16 protein-coding genes and 1 pseudogene are annotated in these 18,072 nt (G+C 64.7%); 3 read left to right on the forward strand and 14 right to left on the reverse strand.

Going from position 1 to position 18,072, the window contains the following annotated elements; all coding sequences use genetic code 11:
• Positions 1-22: 22 nt before the first annotated feature.
• Complete coding sequence (locus CKW28_RS12200; protein ID WP_040545999.1) at positions 23-295, reverse strand: hypothetical protein; 273 nt, start codon at positions 293-295, stop codon at positions 23-25.
• A 115-nt stretch (positions 296-410) separates the two neighbouring features.
• Here CKW28_RS12200 and CKW28_RS12205 point away from each other — a divergent pair, with 115 nt between their 5' ends.
• Positions 411-1,385 carry an NAD-dependent epimerase/dehydratase family protein gene (locus CKW28_RS12205; protein WP_050811865.1) on the forward strand — a complete coding sequence of 325 codons (975 nt, stop codon included), beginning with the start codon at positions 411-413 and terminating at the stop codon, positions 1,383-1,385.
• A gap of 8 nt (positions 1,386-1,393) precedes the next feature.
• On the opposite strand, the gene CKW28_RS12210 is transcribed toward CKW28_RS12205, so the two are convergent.
• From CKW28_RS12210 to CKW28_RS12230, 5 genes and pseudogenes are all read right to left on the reverse strand, one after another.
• Positions 1,394-1,759: a hypothetical protein gene (locus CKW28_RS12210; protein WP_003923776.1), complete on the reverse strand. Its 366-nt coding sequence runs from the start codon at positions 1,757-1,759 to the stop codon at positions 1,394-1,396.
• The gene (locus tag CKW28_RS12215) at positions 1,756-4,194 is read right to left on the reverse strand and encodes an AAA family ATPase (RefSeq protein WP_040545983.1); all 2,439 of its coding nucleotides are present in this window, start codon (positions 4,192-4,194) and stop codon (positions 1,756-1,758) included. Before CKW28_RS12215 ends, CKW28_RS12210 begins: the two co-directional genes overlap by 4 nt.
• 154 nt (positions 4,195-4,348) lie before the next feature.
• A complete protein-coding gene (locus tag CKW28_RS24130; protein ID WP_040545985.1) occupies positions 4,349-5,356 on the reverse strand; it encodes a restriction endonuclease in 1,008 nt (335 codons plus the stop codon).
• Positions 5,357-5,376: 20 nt separating this feature from the next.
• Positions 5,377-5,640, reverse strand: coding sequence for a hypothetical protein (locus CKW28_RS12225; RefSeq protein ID WP_131588004.1), 264 nt, complete (start codon positions 5,638-5,640; stop codon positions 5,377-5,379).
• A 156-nt stretch (positions 5,641-5,796) separates the two neighbouring features.
• Positions 5,797-6,705 (reverse strand): annotated as a pseudogene (locus CKW28_RS12230) (IS256 family transposase); the annotation flags it as partial.
• A 136-nt stretch (positions 6,706-6,841) separates the two neighbouring features.
• On the opposite strand from CKW28_RS12230, the gene CKW28_RS12235 reads away from it, so the two are divergent.
• Both CKW28_RS12235 and CKW28_RS12240 read left to right on the forward strand, forming a co-directional pair.
• Positions 6,842-8,158 carry an IS256 family transposase gene (locus CKW28_RS12235; RefSeq protein ID WP_095176448.1) on the forward strand — a complete coding sequence of 439 codons (1,317 nt, stop codon included), beginning with the start codon at positions 6,842-6,844 and terminating at the stop codon, positions 8,156-8,158.
• A 208-nt stretch (positions 8,159-8,366) separates the two neighbouring features.
• Positions 8,367-8,630 (forward strand): hypothetical protein, encoded by a 264-nt coding sequence (locus CKW28_RS12240; RefSeq protein WP_003923523.1) that lies wholly within the window; start codon positions 8,367-8,369, stop codon positions 8,628-8,630.
• A 275-nt stretch (positions 8,631-8,905) separates the two neighbouring features.
• Here CKW28_RS12240 and CKW28_RS12245 read toward each other — a convergent pair whose 3' ends face one another.
• The 8 genes from CKW28_RS12245 to CKW28_RS12280 form a co-directional block, all read right to left on the reverse strand.
• The gene (locus CKW28_RS12245; RefSeq protein ID WP_040545871.1) at positions 8,906-9,418 is read right to left on the reverse strand and encodes a flavin reductase family protein; all 513 of its coding nucleotides are present in this window, start codon (positions 9,416-9,418) and stop codon (positions 8,906-8,908) included.
• A gap of 57 nt (positions 9,419-9,475) precedes the next feature.
• Complete coding sequence (locus CKW28_RS12250; protein WP_003923526.1) at positions 9,476-10,723, reverse strand: styrene monooxygenase/indole monooxygenase family protein; 1,248 nt, start codon at positions 10,721-10,723, stop codon at positions 9,476-9,478.
• 227 nt (positions 10,724-10,950) lie between these two features.
• Positions 10,951-11,835, reverse strand: coding sequence for a haloalkane dehalogenase (locus tag CKW28_RS12255; protein ID WP_040545888.1), 885 nt, complete (start codon positions 11,833-11,835; stop codon positions 10,951-10,953).
• A 90-nt stretch (positions 11,836-11,925) separates the two neighbouring features.
• A complete protein-coding gene (locus CKW28_RS12260) occupies positions 11,926-13,392 on the reverse strand; it encodes an MCE family protein (RefSeq protein WP_003923528.1) in 1,467 nt (488 codons plus the stop codon).
• A gap of 1 nt (position 13,393) precedes the next feature.
• On the reverse strand, positions 13,394-14,524 hold the full coding sequence (locus CKW28_RS12265; protein WP_040545873.1) for an MCE family protein: 1,131 nt from the start codon (positions 14,522-14,524) through the stop codon (positions 13,394-13,396).
• Positions 14,524-15,771 carry an MCE family protein gene (locus CKW28_RS12270; RefSeq protein ID WP_003923530.1) on the reverse strand — a complete coding sequence of 416 codons (1,248 nt, stop codon included), beginning with the start codon at positions 15,769-15,771 and terminating at the stop codon, positions 14,524-14,526. The genes CKW28_RS12265 and CKW28_RS12270 overlap by 1 nt, the downstream gene beginning before the upstream one ends.
• Positions 15,768-17,021: an MCE family protein gene (locus CKW28_RS12275; protein ID WP_040545890.1), complete on the reverse strand. Its 1,254-nt coding sequence runs from the start codon at positions 17,019-17,021 to the stop codon at positions 15,768-15,770. The genes CKW28_RS12270 and CKW28_RS12275 overlap by 4 nt, the downstream gene beginning before the upstream one ends.
• Complete coding sequence (locus CKW28_RS12280; RefSeq protein WP_003923532.1) at positions 17,018-18,046, reverse strand: MCE family protein; 1,029 nt, start codon at positions 18,044-18,046, stop codon at positions 17,018-17,020. The genes CKW28_RS12275 and CKW28_RS12280 overlap by 4 nt, the downstream gene beginning before the upstream one ends.
• Positions 18,047-18,072: the final 26 nt, after the last annotated feature.

Genomic DNA, 18,072 nt, shown 5'->3' on the forward strand with positions numbered 1-18,072 from the left:
GCCAACCTACGTGGTGACCAGGTCAGAGCCGGTCGATGATCAAGTCCTTGATCTCGGCGAGTTGCTCATCGACCGAGCGGAACCGGGCTCGGGTTTCTTGGCGGAAGTCGGTCAGTTCCGTGTCGACGGAGGTCAGCCTGGTCTCCACGGCGGTCAACCTGGTATCGACGCCGGTCAGTCTGGTCGCGTGTTCCCGCTGGTTCGCGCCGAGCGCATTGACGGCCGCGAGCACGGCACGGTAATCCCCCTGCGCTGCCTCCAGCGCCGATATTCGAGCTTCGTGATCCTCAAGCATCCCCACGGTGGTCAGCGTAGGTCACGGCGACGGAAGGTGTCATCGGTCAGCGAGATGGCTGTGGATAACCTGGTACAGACGGATGACCGACGAGGATCGGATACCGTGCGGCGCCATGAGCCGACCAAGCGTCTTCATCACCGGGGCGAATGGGTTCATCGGCCGTAGCCTCGGTGCGCACTTCGCCGAGAACGGCTACGACGTGCGCGGTGTCGATCTCGCCGCCGACCCCGCCCGCAATGTGGTCGCCGGTGACGTCGTCAATCCCCGCCCGTGGAAATCGCATCTACAGGGATGTGCCGTCGTGCTGCACACCGCGGCCGTCGTCAGCAACGCCGTCGCCGCAGGACAGCAGTGGCAGGCCAACGTGCTGGGTACTCGCCGCGTACTCGAAGCCGCGGCTCGCGCCGGCGTCGAGCGGGTGGTGCACTTCAGTTCGGTGCGGGCGTACGGGGACCTCGGTTTCCCCGACGGCGTGAAGGAGACGTGGCCGCTGCGGGCCGACGGGCGGGCCTACGTCGACACCAAGGTCGCCGCGGAAGCCACCGCCTTTGCTGCGCACGCTAGCGGCGAGATTGCAGTCACGGTCGTGCGCCCTGGCGACGTCTATGGTCCGGGATCGCGGCCGTGGACGATCATCCCGGTCGAGGAGATCAAGAAGGGCCGCCTGATCCTGCCCGCCGGCGGCCAAGGCGTCTTCTCCCCCGTCTACATCGACGACCTCATCGCCGGAATATTGCTTGCCGCAACGCATCCCGATGCGGCAGGGCAGGACTTCAACCTGCCGGGTGTCGAGCCAGTGACGTGTAAGACGTTCTTCGGCCACTACACCCGGATGCTGAACAAACCGCCACCACGCACTGTCCCCACCCGCGTCGCGATCGCGCTGGCGACCGCAGCCGGCACGGTCGAGCGGTTCCGCGGCAGGTCGTCTGAACTGAACGCGGAAACCGTCTACTACCTCACCCGCGCCGGCGGCTACTCCCGCGCAAAGGCCGAGCGCGTCCTCGGCTGGGTTCCGCAGGTTTCACTCGATGAGGGTATGGCGCGCACCGAGGCGTGGCTGCGCACCGAGGGTTACCTGGATTAGTGAACGGCCTATGTCGACCGGTCCTGCATTTCGGTCAACGCCCGCACCTGAGCGATGAGCGCCTGGATCTCGCCGGCAGACGGTTGCAGTTCGTAGGCGTGGTGATGGCACGCTCGGCTCAGGCCATGCCATAAGCGTTTGACCTGTTCCCCCACGTCGCTGCCGTGCAGCGTGCCCAGCACCACCAGTTTCGACGCGGTCGTCGGACCGCCCCTGTCCGGTGGGCCGCACCAGTCAGCACTCTGTTCGTTCAGCCAGTCCTCCAGCGCACACCGCGCCAGGACAGCCGCCGTGCGCGGTGCCCGTGAACCGAGCGACACGGTCCCGTCGAGCGCATCCTCGGCGTAGTCCAACAGGGCCGCGCGATCGGTCATGATGCGAGTTGTTCGAGGTCGCCGGTAGCCAATCGAGCCGCGTTGACCGCGCCCTTGTAGTCGTGGATGTCGGCGTGAATTCCCTTGTTGGCCACTGCCATCGTGATGCGCCGCGCCGATCGGCCGGACAGCCACTTGTCCACCGCGGTCGTGTCATCAGGGTCGACGGCCAGCCCGACGCGTTTCTTGACGGTGGCGGCTTCTTCCCACCGCGTCTCGACCTCCTCGCGGGATCGACCCTGGCGTAACGCTCTGGCGGCGAAGGTGTCCCACGCCGCGGCTTCCAGCGCTTCGCGGCACAACACGGCGACTGTCTTCTGCTTGATCGTATCCGGTACGGCCTCGTCCACGGCGACGGCGAACGCCTCGTCGAGGAGCCGCGTGGCGGGTCGGCTCGATTCGACAACCGTGACAGCGGAATTGGGGCCTCGGGTCACTTCGACGACGCGGGCCGGCACCCGGGAGCGCCGGATCGCGGCGGGCAGCCGGTCGTCGTGGGTGAACACGATGACTTGGCGGTTGCGGGCCAGACCGCGCAGCACGTCGAGGAAGCCGTCGATCTTGGACGGGTCCATCGCCTGGATCGGGTCGTCGAGCACCATGAAGCGAAACGGGCTCTCCGGTGAGGTGGCCCGAGGGATGAAGATCGCCAGCGCGAGGGCCTGTAGCTCACCCTGGCTCATCACGCCGAACGCCTCGCTGTCGGTTCCGTCGACTGCGGCTAGCAGCGTCACGCGGCGTCTGGTTTTCTCCCCTTCCAGCCGGATCGCGTTCAGGTCGACGTTGCTCTCCTGGCGCAACGCCGCCCAGATGTCACGCGCGTGCTCGGCCAGCGGCGCGATGCGTTGGTTGCGTAGCTCGCCGGCGTTGACCTGCAGCCACTTCAGCGCGTCGGTAGCGACCTTGAGCTTGGGGGCCACTTCGGTCGCCGCCTCCGCCTTGTCCAGCCAGCCGGCCAGTTCCAGCGCGACCGGAGACCACGCGTCTTGCCGGGACTTGATGAGCGCCTCGGCTTCGGCGCGCAGCTGCTCGTAGGCGGCCCGAAGCGCAGGCAATGTGGCCTCGACGTGGTCGGCGAGGTCGACCGAGCCATCGACGGGAAGCTGTTGGAACGCCTCGTAGGCCGTGCGCGCCACAGACAGACTCGTCAGATCGTCGTCGGCCAACGGTGGTGCGGGCACGCTGCGCACCGCGGCGCTCAGCGCTGCGCGGGCCTGCCCGGTGGCCGCGCGGGCGGCAGTCAGCGCTTCGGCGGCGCTCTGCTGGCGGTCCAGCGCGGCCCGCGCAGCGACCGCCCAGCGGCTGTCCAGGGTGCCCTGCTCGCAGACCGGGCAGGGTTGGTCCCCGTGCTGGTCATGAAACATCAGTGCCTGCTCGAGCAGGACGCTGCGGTCGGCGGCCAGCGTGTCGGAGCGCTGCATCTCCTCGCGTTCGTTTTCCGCGGCGGAGCGCAGCGCCTCGCACGTTGCCGTGATCTCGTCGGCATCCGGCACCATCAGCTCCGCGGCCTGATGCCACGCGGGTGGGGTCGACGCGGCGCCACCCTCGGTGATCAGCGGGCGCACCACATCGAGGTCGGGCTTGGTCTTCTTGACTTGCGCCAGCGCCGTCGCGGCGCGCGGATCGGCATGGTCTTCCAGGGTGAGCCGCAGCGCGTCCCGGGCCTTCTTGAGCTCGGCAGACGGTTGCCGCAGCCGCTTGACCTCGGCGTCGAGGCGGTACATCGCCTCTGTCAGCTGTTCGAGACCGAGGAGCTTGTACAACTCGTCGTAGAACTCACTGGGCCTGCCCTCGAGGATGCCGCCGAGTTCGTCATAGCTGAGCAGTGGGCGGTACATCTCCAGGGCGGCGTCCCAGCCGAGAACGCTGGTGTCCTCGCGCTTCTGGCCTGGCCGCTGCACCCAACCCTTCGAATCCTCGACGGCAACATCGGCACCGGGCGGCCAGTCCACCCCGATGGTGGTGGTGCCGACACCCTCTTCGGTGAGCCCGACGCGGATCTGTGCGGGTTCACCGGCGTGCAGGTTGCGCCAGTTCTGCGACCAGACTGCGGCTTTGTCTTCCCACCGGGAATTTGTGCCCGTGAGTGCGAGTTCGAGCGCTTCGGCCAGCGTTGACTTGCCGGAGCCGTTGCGTCCGGCGACGACAACCAGGCCCGGGCCGGGCTGTAGGGGTAGCGTGACCTCAGGTCCGATCCCACGGAATCCCCGAACGCTGATCGACTGCAGGTAGGCGCCCACGGGTTCAGCGGCCGTCTCCTCAGCAGCCGTCAGTTCATCGACGAGTTCAGCCGAGGTAGTCTCGCTGCCCAGCACCTCGGCCAGATCGTCCGCATCGGCGAGGGCCGCGAGGATGGCCAGGCGGGCGTCCTCGCTGAGGTCGTCGTCCTGGTCCGCACGCCGCAGCACGTAATTCTTGAGTCGTTCATCGGGCACACTGCTTACCTACCCGATTGCGGCGAACGGCGCTCCGCATTTCGGTAAGTGCCTGCGGATACCGCTGCGCGTTAGCTATTGGTCCGGCGCTGTCGCCGGTCAGCGCGGCGGGACTGGATTGCCTACGGCGAAGCCGGGAGTCTGAGCACGCTCTTCAGACGTCGGCCGCCGGTGCGTAGAAAGTGCGGAGCGACACCAACGCCTTCGTCTTGCCGTCAGTGTTGTCGTAGTTGTCGATGAGCGCTTTCGTCAACTCCTCGACGGTCCACAACACCACCGGAATGCTGGACCGATCGGCTTCATACCGAGCGTCGCGTGTGAACCCGCCCGTGCTGACGTACAGACATCGATCGTCTTTGTGACGGCCCCCGACGAAGCTCCGAATGCCGTAACTGCTGACCGACTCCTTGCGGTGCTTCACCTCGACAACGATGCGCGGCTGTTCGAATCCGAACCCGTCGGGCGAGGCCAGGATGTCGCGGCCAAGATCTGACCCCGGCGGGGACACCTGCGTCTTGTATCCCATGGCCCGCAGGATCCCGGCGACCAGGTCCTGGAAGTCCTTCCAGTCCAGACGACTGACAAGGTCCTTGATGCGCTCGAAGGCGATCGCCTCGTAATCACTGAGCGGGTCGACGACGTCTTCGTCGTCCACAACCTCGGGTTCCACCGGCGGGGAGGCATCACCTCGCGCCAGGGCAAGTAGTTCGTCTCGCACACTGTTGCTGAGTTTGAAGATTGTCAACGTCGACCCGAGGCTGTTCTTGCTCACAGTCCGCAGACTGTCGCGGTCCACTTCTCGTGGCATCCACTCGACCGGACGGGACAAGTTCATCCCCTCCGCTTCCCACTCGAGGTGAAGTTCCGAAGGACCAGTGATCCTGCCGACCAGATAGGTACGGTTGGCGGGCGAGTACGTCACGACGTAGTCGCCGACCTGCATCTCGTTGACAAATCGATGGACTTGAGAAGACGCGGTGATCGCCGACGCTTCGGACATGTCCGGCACGGCCCGTCGGTAGGCGTCTGCGAGGGTTTTCTTGTCGACGCCCGGTTTGGCGATCGAAGCGATTTCCTTGAAGCCGATACCGGCAGCACCGCGATCACGGAAATCGTCGTAGTGGCGGCCGCCGTGGCTCCGCACCATCCACATATCTGCCATTGGCACCTCGCCGAGCCTTTCTATTTCTCCTCGTCATCCTTGAAACTTCCAGCCCGCTGCTGTCGCCGTTGCCGACGGCTGGCCAACACGTCCCCGACGTTGATCAGTCGCTGGCCCGCCCCGGTCAGCGCCCGCCCGGTGCCCTCGAGCGCTTTGTCGGCGGCAGCGGAAACCGCCTTCAGCGGTGTGGGCACCGCGAGGTCGTCCCACGCCTCAGCTTGGCGTCGACGGGCCCGGGCGAAGTCGTCGAGGGCTTGCCGCAGCACTTCACGGTCCCCGGTCAAGCGGCGCACCGCGCGGTAGCGCATACCGTCGGATTCGGTTCGGTGAGCGGCGTTGTCGATTACCGACTTCGCCGCCTGATGATAGCGTCCCACTGAGTGGTGGACTTCGGATCTGGCGTGGATTCACGCATTGCGATCAACGAGTCATGTTGAACGTTATGCGATTTGGTGTTGTTTGGCAAGCGCTGCAGCGGCGTGTTTCTTCTCGATGACGATCCGTAGTTCGTCCATGGACACATCGGAGAGGTAGCGGCGGGTGACCTGCCATTCGTCGTGGGCTTCGATGACTACCGCGGTGGCCAGCCGCAGAAACGCCGCCGGGTTGGGGAAGATCTCCACGACATCGGCACGACGCTTAATCTCCTTGTTCAACCGTTCGATCGGGTTGTTCGACCAGATTTTCTGCCAATGGGCCCGCGGGAACGCGGTGAACGCCAGCACGTCGGTCTTGGCTTCGCCCATCATGGCGGCGACCTTCGGAAAAGAGCCGGCCAGCGTGTCAGCGACGCGGTCCCACTGCGCGGCGACCTCGTCGGGGTCGGTGTGGGCGAAGATCGTCTTGACCGCCGCGGTCACCGCCGGGGCATGCTTGGCCGCGACCGCGGTGTGCAGATTACGCATGAAATGCACCCGGCAGCGCTGCCACGACGAGTTCGTGAACTGTTGCGCCACAGCGGCTTTCAAACCAGCGTGCGCATCGGAGACGACCAGATGCACCCCGGACAGCCCACGCGCTTTCAGCGAGGCTAAAAACTCGCGCCAGAACTCGAAGGACTCGCTGTCGCCGACGGCGGTGCCCAAGACTTCGCGGGTGCCGTCGATGGATACCCCGGTGGCCACCACCAGGGCCTGAGAGACCACGTGCGCCCCGACGCGGACCTTGCAGAACGTCGCATCGCAAAACACGTACGGGAACTGCGTATGGGCCAAGCTGCGGATGCGAAACGCCTCGATCTCCTCATCGAGGCCCGCACAGATCCGCGACACCTCCGACTTGGACACCCCGGAGCCCACGCCCATGGCGGTGACCAGGTCATCGACACTGCGGGTCGACACACCGTGCACAGAGCAATGATCAGAACCTGTGGATGAGCCTCGGGGTGGGGGCGTGAAAGTGGGCGCACCTTCCCGAGGATGATCTGAATGTCAGTAGGTCCGATCATGAGCCGGCGTTGGCGCGCTGGTTCGGGAAGGTACGCCCATGCTCACCGTAGTTCACGACGCCGAGGACGCCAACGACAGCGACACTCCCGGTCGCTCGTTGTTGGATGAGATCGTCCGCGACGGGGCGCGACAGATGCTGGCCGCCGCGTTGCAGGCCGAGGTCGCCGCCTACGTGGCCCAGTACGCCGACCAGCTCGATGAGAACGGCCACCGCCTGGTGGTGCGCAACGGCTACCACCAGCCCCGCGAGGTGTTGACCGCAGCCGGTGCGGTGCAGGTGAAAGCGCCGCGAGTCAACGACAAACGTGTCGACCCCGACACTGGTGAGCGGAAACGGTTTTCCTCGGCGATCCTGCCGGCGTGGGCGCGCAAGTCTCCGCAGATGAGCGAGGTGCTGCCGCTTTTGTATCTGCACGGGCTGTCGACCAGTGATTTCGGGCCGGCCCTGGAGCAGTTCCTGGGTTCGGGTGCGGGGTTGTCGGCCACCACGATCACCCGGCTCACGGCGCAGTGGCAGGACGAGGCCCGCGCGTTTGCGGCCCGGGACCTGTCCGGCACCGACTACGTCTACCTGTGGGTCGACGGTATCCACCTCAAGGTCCGCCTGGACCAGGAAAAACTCTGTTTGCTGGTGATGCTGGGTGTGCGCGCTGACGGCCGCAAAGAGCTGGTGGCGATCACCGACGGCTACCGGGAATCGACCGAGTCGTGGGCTGATCTGCTGCGCGACTGTAAACGACGCGGCATGACCGCCCCAGTGCTCGCGGTCGGCGATGGCGCTTTGGGGTTTTGGAACGCGGTGCGCGAAGTGTTCCCGGCCACCCGTGAGCAGCGGTGCTGGTTTCACAAGCAAGCCAATGTCCTTGCCGCGCTGCCGAAATCAGCACACCCGTCGGCGTTGGCAGCGCTCAAAGAGATCTACAACGCCGAGGATATCGACAAAGCCCAGGTCGCGGTCAAAGCCTTCGAGGTCGACTTCGGCGCCAAATATCCCAAGGCGGTCGCCAAGATCACCGACGATCTGGACACCCTGCTGGAATTCTACCGCTATCCCGCCGAGCACTGGATCCACCTACGCACCACGAATCCGATCGAAAGCACCTTCGCCACAGTGCGTTTGCGCACCAAAGTCACCAAAGGTCCGGGGTCACGAGCAGCTGGTCTGGCCATGGCCTACAAGCTCATCGACGCCGCCGCGGCCCGCTGGCGCGCCGTCAACGCACCACACCTGGTCGCCCTGGTGCGCGCCGGCGCGGTCTTCCACAAGGGCAAACTGCTCGAACGCCCCACCGAGATCACCCCACCAACCCCGCCCTCAGACGGCGATCAGCAAGCCGGAACGGAGGTCGCCTGAAACACCCCGATCCACAGGTCTTGACAATTCCTCTTTCGGCATGCGGGCGGACGCGAGCAGTTGTGTGGGACCAGGGATGCACTGTCGGTCATCGCTGCGAAGCCAGCCCTCCGTGTCGTCCGCTCCTCTGCCCGCACCTGAATGTATCGACCTTCGAAGAACTCTGTGATGGATGAGATGGGGACCAACGACCGCCAGGACCGGAGGCGTGTTCATCAACGGAGACTTCGCACCCCAGGAAGATGCCGAGGAATGGGTCGGAAAGTTGATCGACGGCATGGAGACGGCCATGGCCCACGCGGGCGTCCAGGTGCAGCGCGGGCCGATCCGTGTCCATGCCGGGGCCGTGTTCGTCGAACTGGACGGAGACGACTTCATGGCCCGAGACATCGACGCTGAAGGCGACCGGGCATCGGCCAGCCTGGAGCGAGTCCTCCCGAAGTTCGCGACGATCGCCGCGCGCCGCGGTTGAGCGCAACGCTGGTTCTACTGGTCCACCGGTGATCCGGTCGGCATGGCGTACTTCGTGACACCCGAGGAGCTCGTCACCTCCAACGGCGTAGACGTCCGTGAACTCGGCACCGGCGAGCAGTGGTACGAGGCGCAACCCGACTGATGTCAGACCCCGGACAATGAATAGAACAAGGGCGGCGGGAAGGAAGCGCGGCGGCTAAGCGGCTGCCGCCGCTCCTCGACCACCACCGACCGTTCAAGACATCGCCACGAAACGTCCTGTCCGACCTCGGTTCACGTCACGATGTCGCTGAGGCTGCGGAATCCGCCCGAATGGAAGATCAACGGCTCACCACCGCGCGCTGCGTACCGCTCGATCTGGCCGATCAACATGATGTGATCGCCCACCTCGACGGTGCGCATGTTCCGGCACTCAAAGTGTGCGATCACACCGCTGAGCACCGGAAGTCCGCCGATCCCGGTGCCGAACTCGATTCCGGCGAACTTGTCCGGTGCGGGGGTGGAGAACTGGCGCGCGATGTGTGCGTGTGACGAGTCGAGAACATGCACGGCGAAATGGGACGCCGCGATGAACGCTGGTGCGCTCGGCGCCTCGCGCCGGACGCACCACGACACCAGAGGCGGATCCAGCGAGACCGCGGAGAAGGAGTTCACCGTCATGCCGACCGGCTTGCCGTCCCCGCTACGGGCAGTCACAACGTTGACGCCCGTTGCGAACTGACCGAGTGCCCTTCGGAGGTCGCGGAAATCGAACGTGGCTTCACGCACTGATTCATCTGTGTGCACGGTAAGCGCTTCTTTCAGTCGGCGAGGAAGGCGAGGCTGACGCGACTTGCGGGCTGGTCATGAACTCGGCTGCATGACGCTTGCCAGGTACGCCTCGGCGTCCGCGGGATCCATGTACCAGGAGAAGAAGTCCTCGGGGTTGACGATCGCATTGGCGAACCGACGTCCGATCTCCGGGTGTTCCATGGCGGCGATATGCAATTGGATGGCATGTGGCGCCGGCGGTTCGAGCATCGCGCTCGTCCACCTCGTCGAGTACTGCGCGAACTCCCAGTAGCGCTCGAACGTGCGTTGCTTGAACTCTCGATCGAACGGCCGCCCATCCTGAGCACAGATCGAGTCCAGATAGGTGGCGGCGCACCTGCTCGCGTTGTTTGAGCCCTGACCGGTCAACGGGTCGTTCAGCACGACGACATCCGCCATACCCAGCACCTCTGCCCCCGACGGCAGAACAGCGACGGGATGCCGGACAGTCGGTGGGAAGCGGCCCGACAGGATCCCCAATTCATCGGTGAGGCTGATGTTCTCACACCGTTCGGCCTCCCACGGGAAGAAATCCTTGAGAATTCTCATCGAGATGTCCAAATGCTGTTCAGGGGTTCCGGCTTCGCCCCAGCAGTCCATCGGGCCGCCGATGATCCCCTCGAACACCATGATTTCGCACGGTCCGCTCAACGTGAGCGCGGGGAAGCAGAAGAACTCCCCGATCCCGGGTACGACGCTGTAGCAGATCGCCGAGTACTCCGGCCGCGGCACCATGCCGTCTACATATGTGAGAGCGAGCGCACGCTGCGGCACGCGATACCTCGACCGGGCATCGTCACGCGTGAACAACTTCGCGATCTCGCCCTTTCCCGCCGCCACAATCACCAATTCCGATTGTCTGGCGTATTCCTCGAGATCGTCGACGTCCGCCTCACGGACGATGAACTCACCGCCTCGTCGAATGAACTCTGCGATGAACCGCGGCATCTTGACTCGCTGATCGACGGATTGGCCGACGGCGTCGAGACGGGAGGCCCACCGCACAGGCATCATCTCGCCGCTGCCCGGAGGGGCGGCGATGGTCATCGAGACACCTTCGATGGGCGGGACCTCCGTATCCCAGAGATTCAGTCCGAGCCCCCTCTCCAAGCTCAGCGCGGGGGCGCCCATCGCCTGACTCGACGCTACTCGGCTCGCGGCGATCTCCTCAGGGGTGCGGTCGCTGACGACGCGGACGTCGTATCCATGTGCCAGTAGCCCGATGGCCAACTGCAGCCCGGACTGGCCGGCACCGACAATCGTGATGCTCCTCTTCGCCATGATCCCTCCGTCGTGATGATTCGCGCGCACCCGATGCTTTCGCATGGCCACATCGGCTCGTACCGCACAACCGGCCCGGCGCATGTTTGGTGATCGGCCGATTCACAATTCAGTCGGACAGACCGATTCGTGAATTTCGAGGTAATGCTAAAGGCGCAAAAGCATTCGCTACTATCCGTACAACGTCGCCGCTATCCGTCTTCGACCGGTGAATTCTGCGACCGCGATCAGCCGCGCAGTTTCCGGACGAAATCAGCGATCGCCGCCCCGATCTCGTCGGGGCTGTCCTCTTGAATGTAGTGCCTGCCGGCGACGGTGATTTCGGTCTGATTCGGCCAGCTCCGGACGAAATCACGGACACGACCGCGCACGATGGCGCCCGGTTCGGCGTTCACGAACAGCTTGGGAACGTCGCCTTCTGCCAACCACACGGCGTAATCGGCGACAATCGCCGCCACGTCGGCGGGCTCCCCATCGATCGGGACATTGCGTGGCCATGTCAATGTGGGCCGCCGGCCCTCGCCGCGATCGCGGAACGGCTCGCGGTAGTGCGCCATCTCCTCGTCGCTGAGCGTGCGGTGGACTCCCCGCGGCAGCATGGCTTCCACGAAAATGTTCTCTTCCAACACCATGCGCTCCCCCTCGGGGGTACGAAGGCCCTGGAACACCGATCTTGCCGGGTCTTCCCAATCTGCCCATGTCAGCGGCGTGACGATGGATTCCATGTGCGCGATGCCCTGCACGCGGTCGCGGTGGTGATTGGCCCAGTCGAAGCCGAGGACCGAGCCCCAGTCGTGTAGTACCAGCACCACCCGGTCACCGAGCTCGAGCTCCTCCCATAAAGCGAACAGATAGTCCCGGTGCTCGCCGTAGTGATATCGGTCAGGGCCCGATGGTGAGAGCTTCTCGGATCCGCCCATCCCGATCAGGTCGCATGCGACGAGACGTCCTAGGCCCTCCAGATGCGGTAAGACGTTGCGCCACAGGTACGAGGACGTCGGGTTTCCGTGCTGAAACACGATGGCGTCGCCTTCACCCTCGTCGATGTAGGCCATTCTCTTGTTCTTGATCTCTCGGAATCGCGGTTCCCCGTATGGTTTCGATCCCGGCATGGCATCCGCCTCCAATCCGAAAAGGGTCCGGACGGCGTGGATTCGACCGTCCGATAACGGCGTCATGGGCGACTCGCGATCGAGTGCGCATCAGTTCCCCGGTGGAAGCATCAGGTCTTGCCACGTCGCCGGACTCCCGCCGGACCGGCCGAGGTTGAAGTGCGTGTAGTGCTTTCCGTCGGGCCCGACGTAGGCGCCCGTCTCAGGGTCGTACTCTGCGATGGCGATCGGGGCTGCAACCGCCGGGGGCGCCTGATCGGGGCCACTCGACAGCGCCGGGTCCCCTGCTCTGGGCTGTGGCACGGCCTGTCCCGACAACGTCGCGTTCGGGTCGCCCTTCCAGTTGAGGCCATCGTTGAGCGGCACGTACTCCTCGTCGCTCTCGCACATCTCGACAGTGGGTGCGCGCTTGCCGGGCCGTTCTGCGCAGGGCAGGTTCCGCGCACCCCGCACGTTGAACATCGAGTCCTGAGGGATTCGGCAGTACAGATAGCCGGGCGGGCGATCCGGATAGTCGACCTCGCTGGGCGGTCGCATCTGTCGGGCCGGTAGGTATCCGGTCGTGCATGGTGGCGGAAGGTTGAGATTCAGGTTGAACGATAGGTACAACCCTCGGTAATCCTGCCTGGTGTCGCGGTTCGCCAGCCCCGCACCCTGCAGAGCCTCGATTCCCGCTGGTAACAACACCAGGAGCTGCTCGAGGTTGGGCTGATAGACAAGCGCGACGTCAGCGATACTCACGAGGTTGGCCGCGAGGATGGGCAGACTCGGCAGCAGTCGGTCGAAGAGCTCTCGCGTTTCATCCAGTGCGGGCGGCCCCTCATCCAGGAGAGTTCGTATCGAACTGTCCTGTGCCTCCAGCTGTGCGGTGATACTCGCCATGTTCGACGCCCACACTTGAATGGCGTCCGACGTGTCGATCTGACTGTCGAGAACTGGTGTGGAGTGATCGATCACAGCCGTCAGCGCGTCCAGGTGGGCGCGGGCGTCGCTCGCCAACTCGGTGCTGAACCGCACGATGCGTGACAGTTCTGCGCCGAGTCCCCCGACGGCGGTGAAGGACTCGTCGATCACCGTCTTCAGATTGTCGTGGGGAATCGCCTGCAACCCCGTGTTCGCCGCCCGCAACACCGTGTTGATGTCTGCCGGCACCGATGCCCGGTGGAGCGGGATCACATCGCCGTCCCGCAGATGAGGTTCGCCACCGCTGCGCGGAACAAGGTCCACAAACTGCTCCCCTGCCGCGGTATGGCTGTGCACGATGGCATCGAGGTCCGCCGGGATCTTCGTGTCGGACCGCAGCGACATGACCGCGTCGACTCCCACGGTGGTCAGACGCACGGCTTCGACCCGGCCTACCTCGGTCCCGCGGTACGTCACATTGCTGTTCGGATACAGCCCGGCCGCGACCGGCAGGTTCACGGTGACCCGATACTGCCCGATGCCGAACAACGTGCTCGGCAGCCTGAGGTACATGAACGTCATCATCCCGCCGGCGAACACGGTGATGACCGCGAAGAAGCCGAGTTGGATCCGGACCCGCTTGCTGAGATTCATGTCAAGGTCCCTGATTCCAGCGATACGGGGCGAGGAGGGGGTTGGCTGCGGTGTACGGGCTCGGCAGCTGTCCTATGGTGCGTCCCCACTGCATTTCGAGTTCGGTCAGGTCACCCTCCCAACGTGTGCCGGTGAACAATGCCGAATCCATTCGGCTCAACGTCAGGTCCGCGACCACCGTGATGTTCGCGTAGTCGCCCCGCATCCATTTCGTCAGCGTTTCCTTCGGGAAGGGAAACGTGGTGAACAAGCTCAGCGATCGTGTGAGAGCCGGGCCCGCATTCGCCAGTGACTCCAGCACCGGGCCCATATCCCTCAGCTCCTCAACCACCGCATCTCTGGTCTGATCGATCGTGTCGGCGGCCAGTTCGTTGAAAGTTCCCAATTCCTCGACGGCCTCGATGAGTTCCTCCCGTTCGCTGTTCAAGACGGCCAATGCCGCTGGAATGGTGTCGAGAGCCTTGTCGACCACCGGCCGCTGCGAGCTGAACTGCGCCACGAGCCGGTTGAGGGCCTCGGTGGCCGCGATGACGTCATCGGTTTGGTCGTTGATCCGGCTGGTGAACGTCTCCAGCCGGGACATCAGACTGCGCAACTCATCTTCTCGTCCGCCGAACGCGGTGCTGAGGGCCCTCGTGATGTCCTGGACCTGGCCGAGACCCCCACCGTTCAGCAGCAGCGAGACGGCCGCCAGGGTCTGCTCGGTCGAGGGATAGGCCCCGCCGGAGTCCAGCGGGATGAAGGCGCCGTCGCGCAGACTGCCCTGCGGAGGCTCATCGACGGGCGGCGCCAGTTCCACATGCAGCGAGCCCAGCAGGCTGGTCTGGCCCACTGTCACGGTGGAGTTCGCGGGCAGGTCCACGTCGCCGTTCAGCCTGATGGTGACCAGCGCATGCCATCCTTGCCGCTCGATCTTGGCGACAGTGCCGACATCGACGTCCCCGACGCGGACGCGAGAGTTCTGCTGGAGGTTGTTCACATCCGGCAGCTGGGCCTGGATGGTGAACGCATCCGCGCCTCTACCCTGCGTTCCGGGCAGCGGCACGGAGTTCAACCCCTGCCACCCACAGCCGGCGAGCAGGGCGGCACTCAGCACCACGAGCGCAAGCGCGCTGACCGTCGCGGAACGCATCACCCTCCCCCGCCCGGTGGCGCCATCATGCCCGGCAGTCCGGAAGCCGGGTCTGTGGTCGAGATGCTCTGCGGTGACGGCGAGTCGGAGCGCAGCCAGTCCTCGCTGTAGGTGATCTCGTTCGGTCGGGCCGCCGCACCGACGAAGGGATTGACGCCCAATGGTGGGAAGTTGTACTGGCGATTTTTCACGATCGGCGCCAGATACTGCACACACAGCTTCGCCGACTGCTCCGCCCCCAGCCGGGAGGCCGCTTGTACGGCCCCGCACAGAAAGGTGATCGGATCGCTGAAGTTGTTCGCCGCCAGTACCCCACTGAGCGTGCCCTGCGCCGGCTGATACATGTTGACGACGTTGGCGAGGCTGGTCGGTGCGACGTGGAGCAACTGTTTGACGTCACCGAGGCTCTCGCTCAACGCCTCAGACACTGACGCGAGCTTCTCCGAAGCTGTCCCGATACTGTCGCGGTTCTCAGCGACGAAGGACTTCACGTCTCCCACAACCGATGCCAGTTCCTCCAACGCTTCGGCGACTTCACCAGGATCGTTGACCATGAGCTGGGTGACAGATGCCAGGTTCTCGTTCAAGCGACGCATCACATCTGTGCTGTCCCGGAGCGCCGACACCAGGGTCGAGAGGTGCTTGACGCTCGTGAAGGTGTCGTCGCTGTGCTCACCGAGCGCTGTCAGCGCCTGTGACAACTTGCCGACGCTGTCGCGAATCGCCGGCCCCTGACCACGGAGATTGTCCGCCGCGGAGTTGACGAACGCACCCAGGGTGCTCACGCCGCCGGGCTCGGTCGGCTGCAGAGTTTGACTCAACCTCTCGAATTGGGCTCGGAAGTCGTCCCATTCGACGGGCACCGCGGTCCGCTCCAGAGGAATCACCGCATCGGATGCGAGCGTCGGGCCGCCGCGGTACGGGGGTGTCAACTGGATGGCCCGCGCGGTCACCAGGGTGGGCGACAGGATCACCGCCTTGACGTCGGCGGGCACGTCATATCCGTCACCGACCCAGAACGTCACCTTCACCTGTGTCGGTTGCGGTTCGATCGAGGTGATCTTGCCGACATTCACCCCACGGATTCGAACATCGTCGCCGACGAAGAGACCCTTGGTGTTCTGGAAGAACGCGACGATGTCGGTTCGGCCCCCTTGTCGCGCCTTGTCGATTCCCAGATGTGCCCCCGCCGTCAGCGCAGTGCAGACCAGAACTGCGGCGAGGCCGACACGGGTGAGCGCCTTCATTGTTCACCGTTCCCTGCGTTCTCCGACCCGGTATCCGCCCCGGGAGGCGGGCCGGGTGGTGGACCTCCGGGCGCGGGTGGCGGCAGTGGTTCACGGTACGGGTAACGCGGGTCACCCGGGTTTCCCGTGATCGCCTCGGGAAGAGTCACATTCGGATCACCACCTTGCCCGGTCCGGGGATACGGCAACGGCAGCGCCGGCGTGCCGGGTTGTCCGGTTTGCGGATCATGGCGTTCGGACGGCGCGAGCACGTGTGGATCCAGACCGAGGTCCGAGAACGCCGCATCCACGAACGGCTGCACGAACTGGCCGGGAAGCAGATTCGCGAGGTAAGCCTTGAAGAACGGTCCCGACGACACTGATTCCCCCAGCGCCATGACATAGTCCCCGAGTCCTCTGATCGACTTCTGTACCTGCGCCTTACGGTTGTCGACGATCGCCAACACCCCGTTCAGTTTCTCCAGGGCCGGCTTCAACGTGTCTCGGTTCGCTGCGATGAGCTCACGAATCTGCCGCGCCATCTCAGCGATGTTCCCGGAGAGCTGGTCCAGTCCCGCGCTCTGCGCGCGGAGCTCCGCGAGCAGAGCGTTGCTGTCGTGGATGAGCCGCACGACGTGGTCGGACCGTTCGGCAAGTACTCCGGTCGCCGTCCGCGCGTTGGCGAGCAACTCCCGCAACTGCGCATCGCGCGCATTCAGCGTCTGGGAGAACCTCGCCACCCCTTCGACCGCGATCCTCAGTTGCGGCGGCGTGTCACGCAACGTCTCGCTCAGTGTTCTCAACGCGGTCGACAACTGGTCGGTGTCGAGACCGCTGATCGTCGCCGTGAGGTCGCCGACCGCATCCGGCAGTTGGTACGGCGATGTGGTCCGCTCCATCGGAATCGTCTCGGCCAGCCGTCCATCGCCTCGCGGCGTGACGACCAGAACCTTGTTTCCGAGAAGGCCGATTGTCTTGATGTCTGCCTCCGTCTGCTCGCCCAGACGGATGTCGTCGGCAACGGTGAATTCGACCAGCACGCCGTCGGGTTCGAGGCTGATGCGCCCCACCTGGCCCGCTCGAAACCCCAGAACCTGGACCGGGGCACCGGTGGTGAGGCCGCCGAGCTCATCGAAGATCGCCGAATAGGTTCTGCTCGAGGATGGCAACGGGAGCTTGCTGTAGTTGAAGGCCCCCACCGTGACGGCGATCAGCGTCGTCACTCCGATCGCTCCGATCACGGCCCGATTGCGTTCTCTCAGCGGCTTCATCGCGGGGCGCACCTCCCTGTATCTTGGCCGGCGACCTTGACGTACACAGGCTGGCCGCCTTTGCCATTCATCTTCAGCACCAGATCACAGAGATAGAAGTTGAAGAAGTCGCCGCTCATCGCCTGCCTGCCCAGCACCCGGTACGCGTCGGGCAGTGTGTTCAACAGATCGTCAAAGTATTCGTGGTCTCCGAGGACGACACCGGCCGCGCGGTCGGTCTCACGGACGGTCTTCGTCAGCGGCTCCCGCGCCTGGCTGAGCAGCTCGGCGAGGGTGCGGGCGCCCTCACCGGCCTTCGCCAGCCCGGCGCTGATGGTTTCCTTTCGCCCCTGTAGCCCGTGGATCAGATCGGAGAGCGAATCGACCGCCTCGGCGAACTGGTCGCTGTGACCGCCCAGCGAGGCCAGCACCGTGTTGAGGTTGACGACAACCTGGCCGATCAGTTCGTCCCGGTCGGCCAGCGTGTTCGTCAACGTGGCGGTTTGCTCCAGGATCGACCCGATCGTGGGGCCCTGGCCCTGAAAGGCCGCGATGAGCTGACCGGACAACGCGTTCACGTGCGCGGGGTCCAATGCGTGGAAGAGTGGCCGGAAACCGCCGATCAGCGCGTCGAGGTCCAAGGCCGGCGCGGTCCGATCGAGAGGGATCGTCTCTCCGGGAGCCAGTTTGGTGGTTCCGCCGGCACCCTCTTCGAGGGCCAGGTACCGGCCTCCGATGAGATTGTCGTAGCGGATGATCGCGCGGCTTCCCTCTGTCAGCACCACAGATCTGTCAGCGCTGAACTTGACCAGTACGGTGGAATCGTCCCGGACACTGACGTGCTTGACCTTGCCCACTTCGACACCGGCGATACGAACGAAGTTGCCGTTCTCCAGACCGGTCACCGAGGTGAAGATCGCGTGATAGGTGTCCTCTTCCTGAAAGCGCAGCTGTGCGAATATCGCGATCAATCCGAATGCACCGAGCGCACAGACGACGACGAAGACCGTCAGCCGTAGTACGAGTCCGGACAGATTCTTCCTCAACTGAACTCACCTTTTCGTGACGCTGT

It is taken from the genome of Mycolicibacterium thermoresistibile (genome assembly GCF_900187065.1).
GTDB classification, from domain to species: domain Bacteria; phylum Actinomycetota; class Actinomycetes; order Mycobacteriales; family Mycobacteriaceae; genus Mycobacterium; species Mycobacterium thermoresistibile.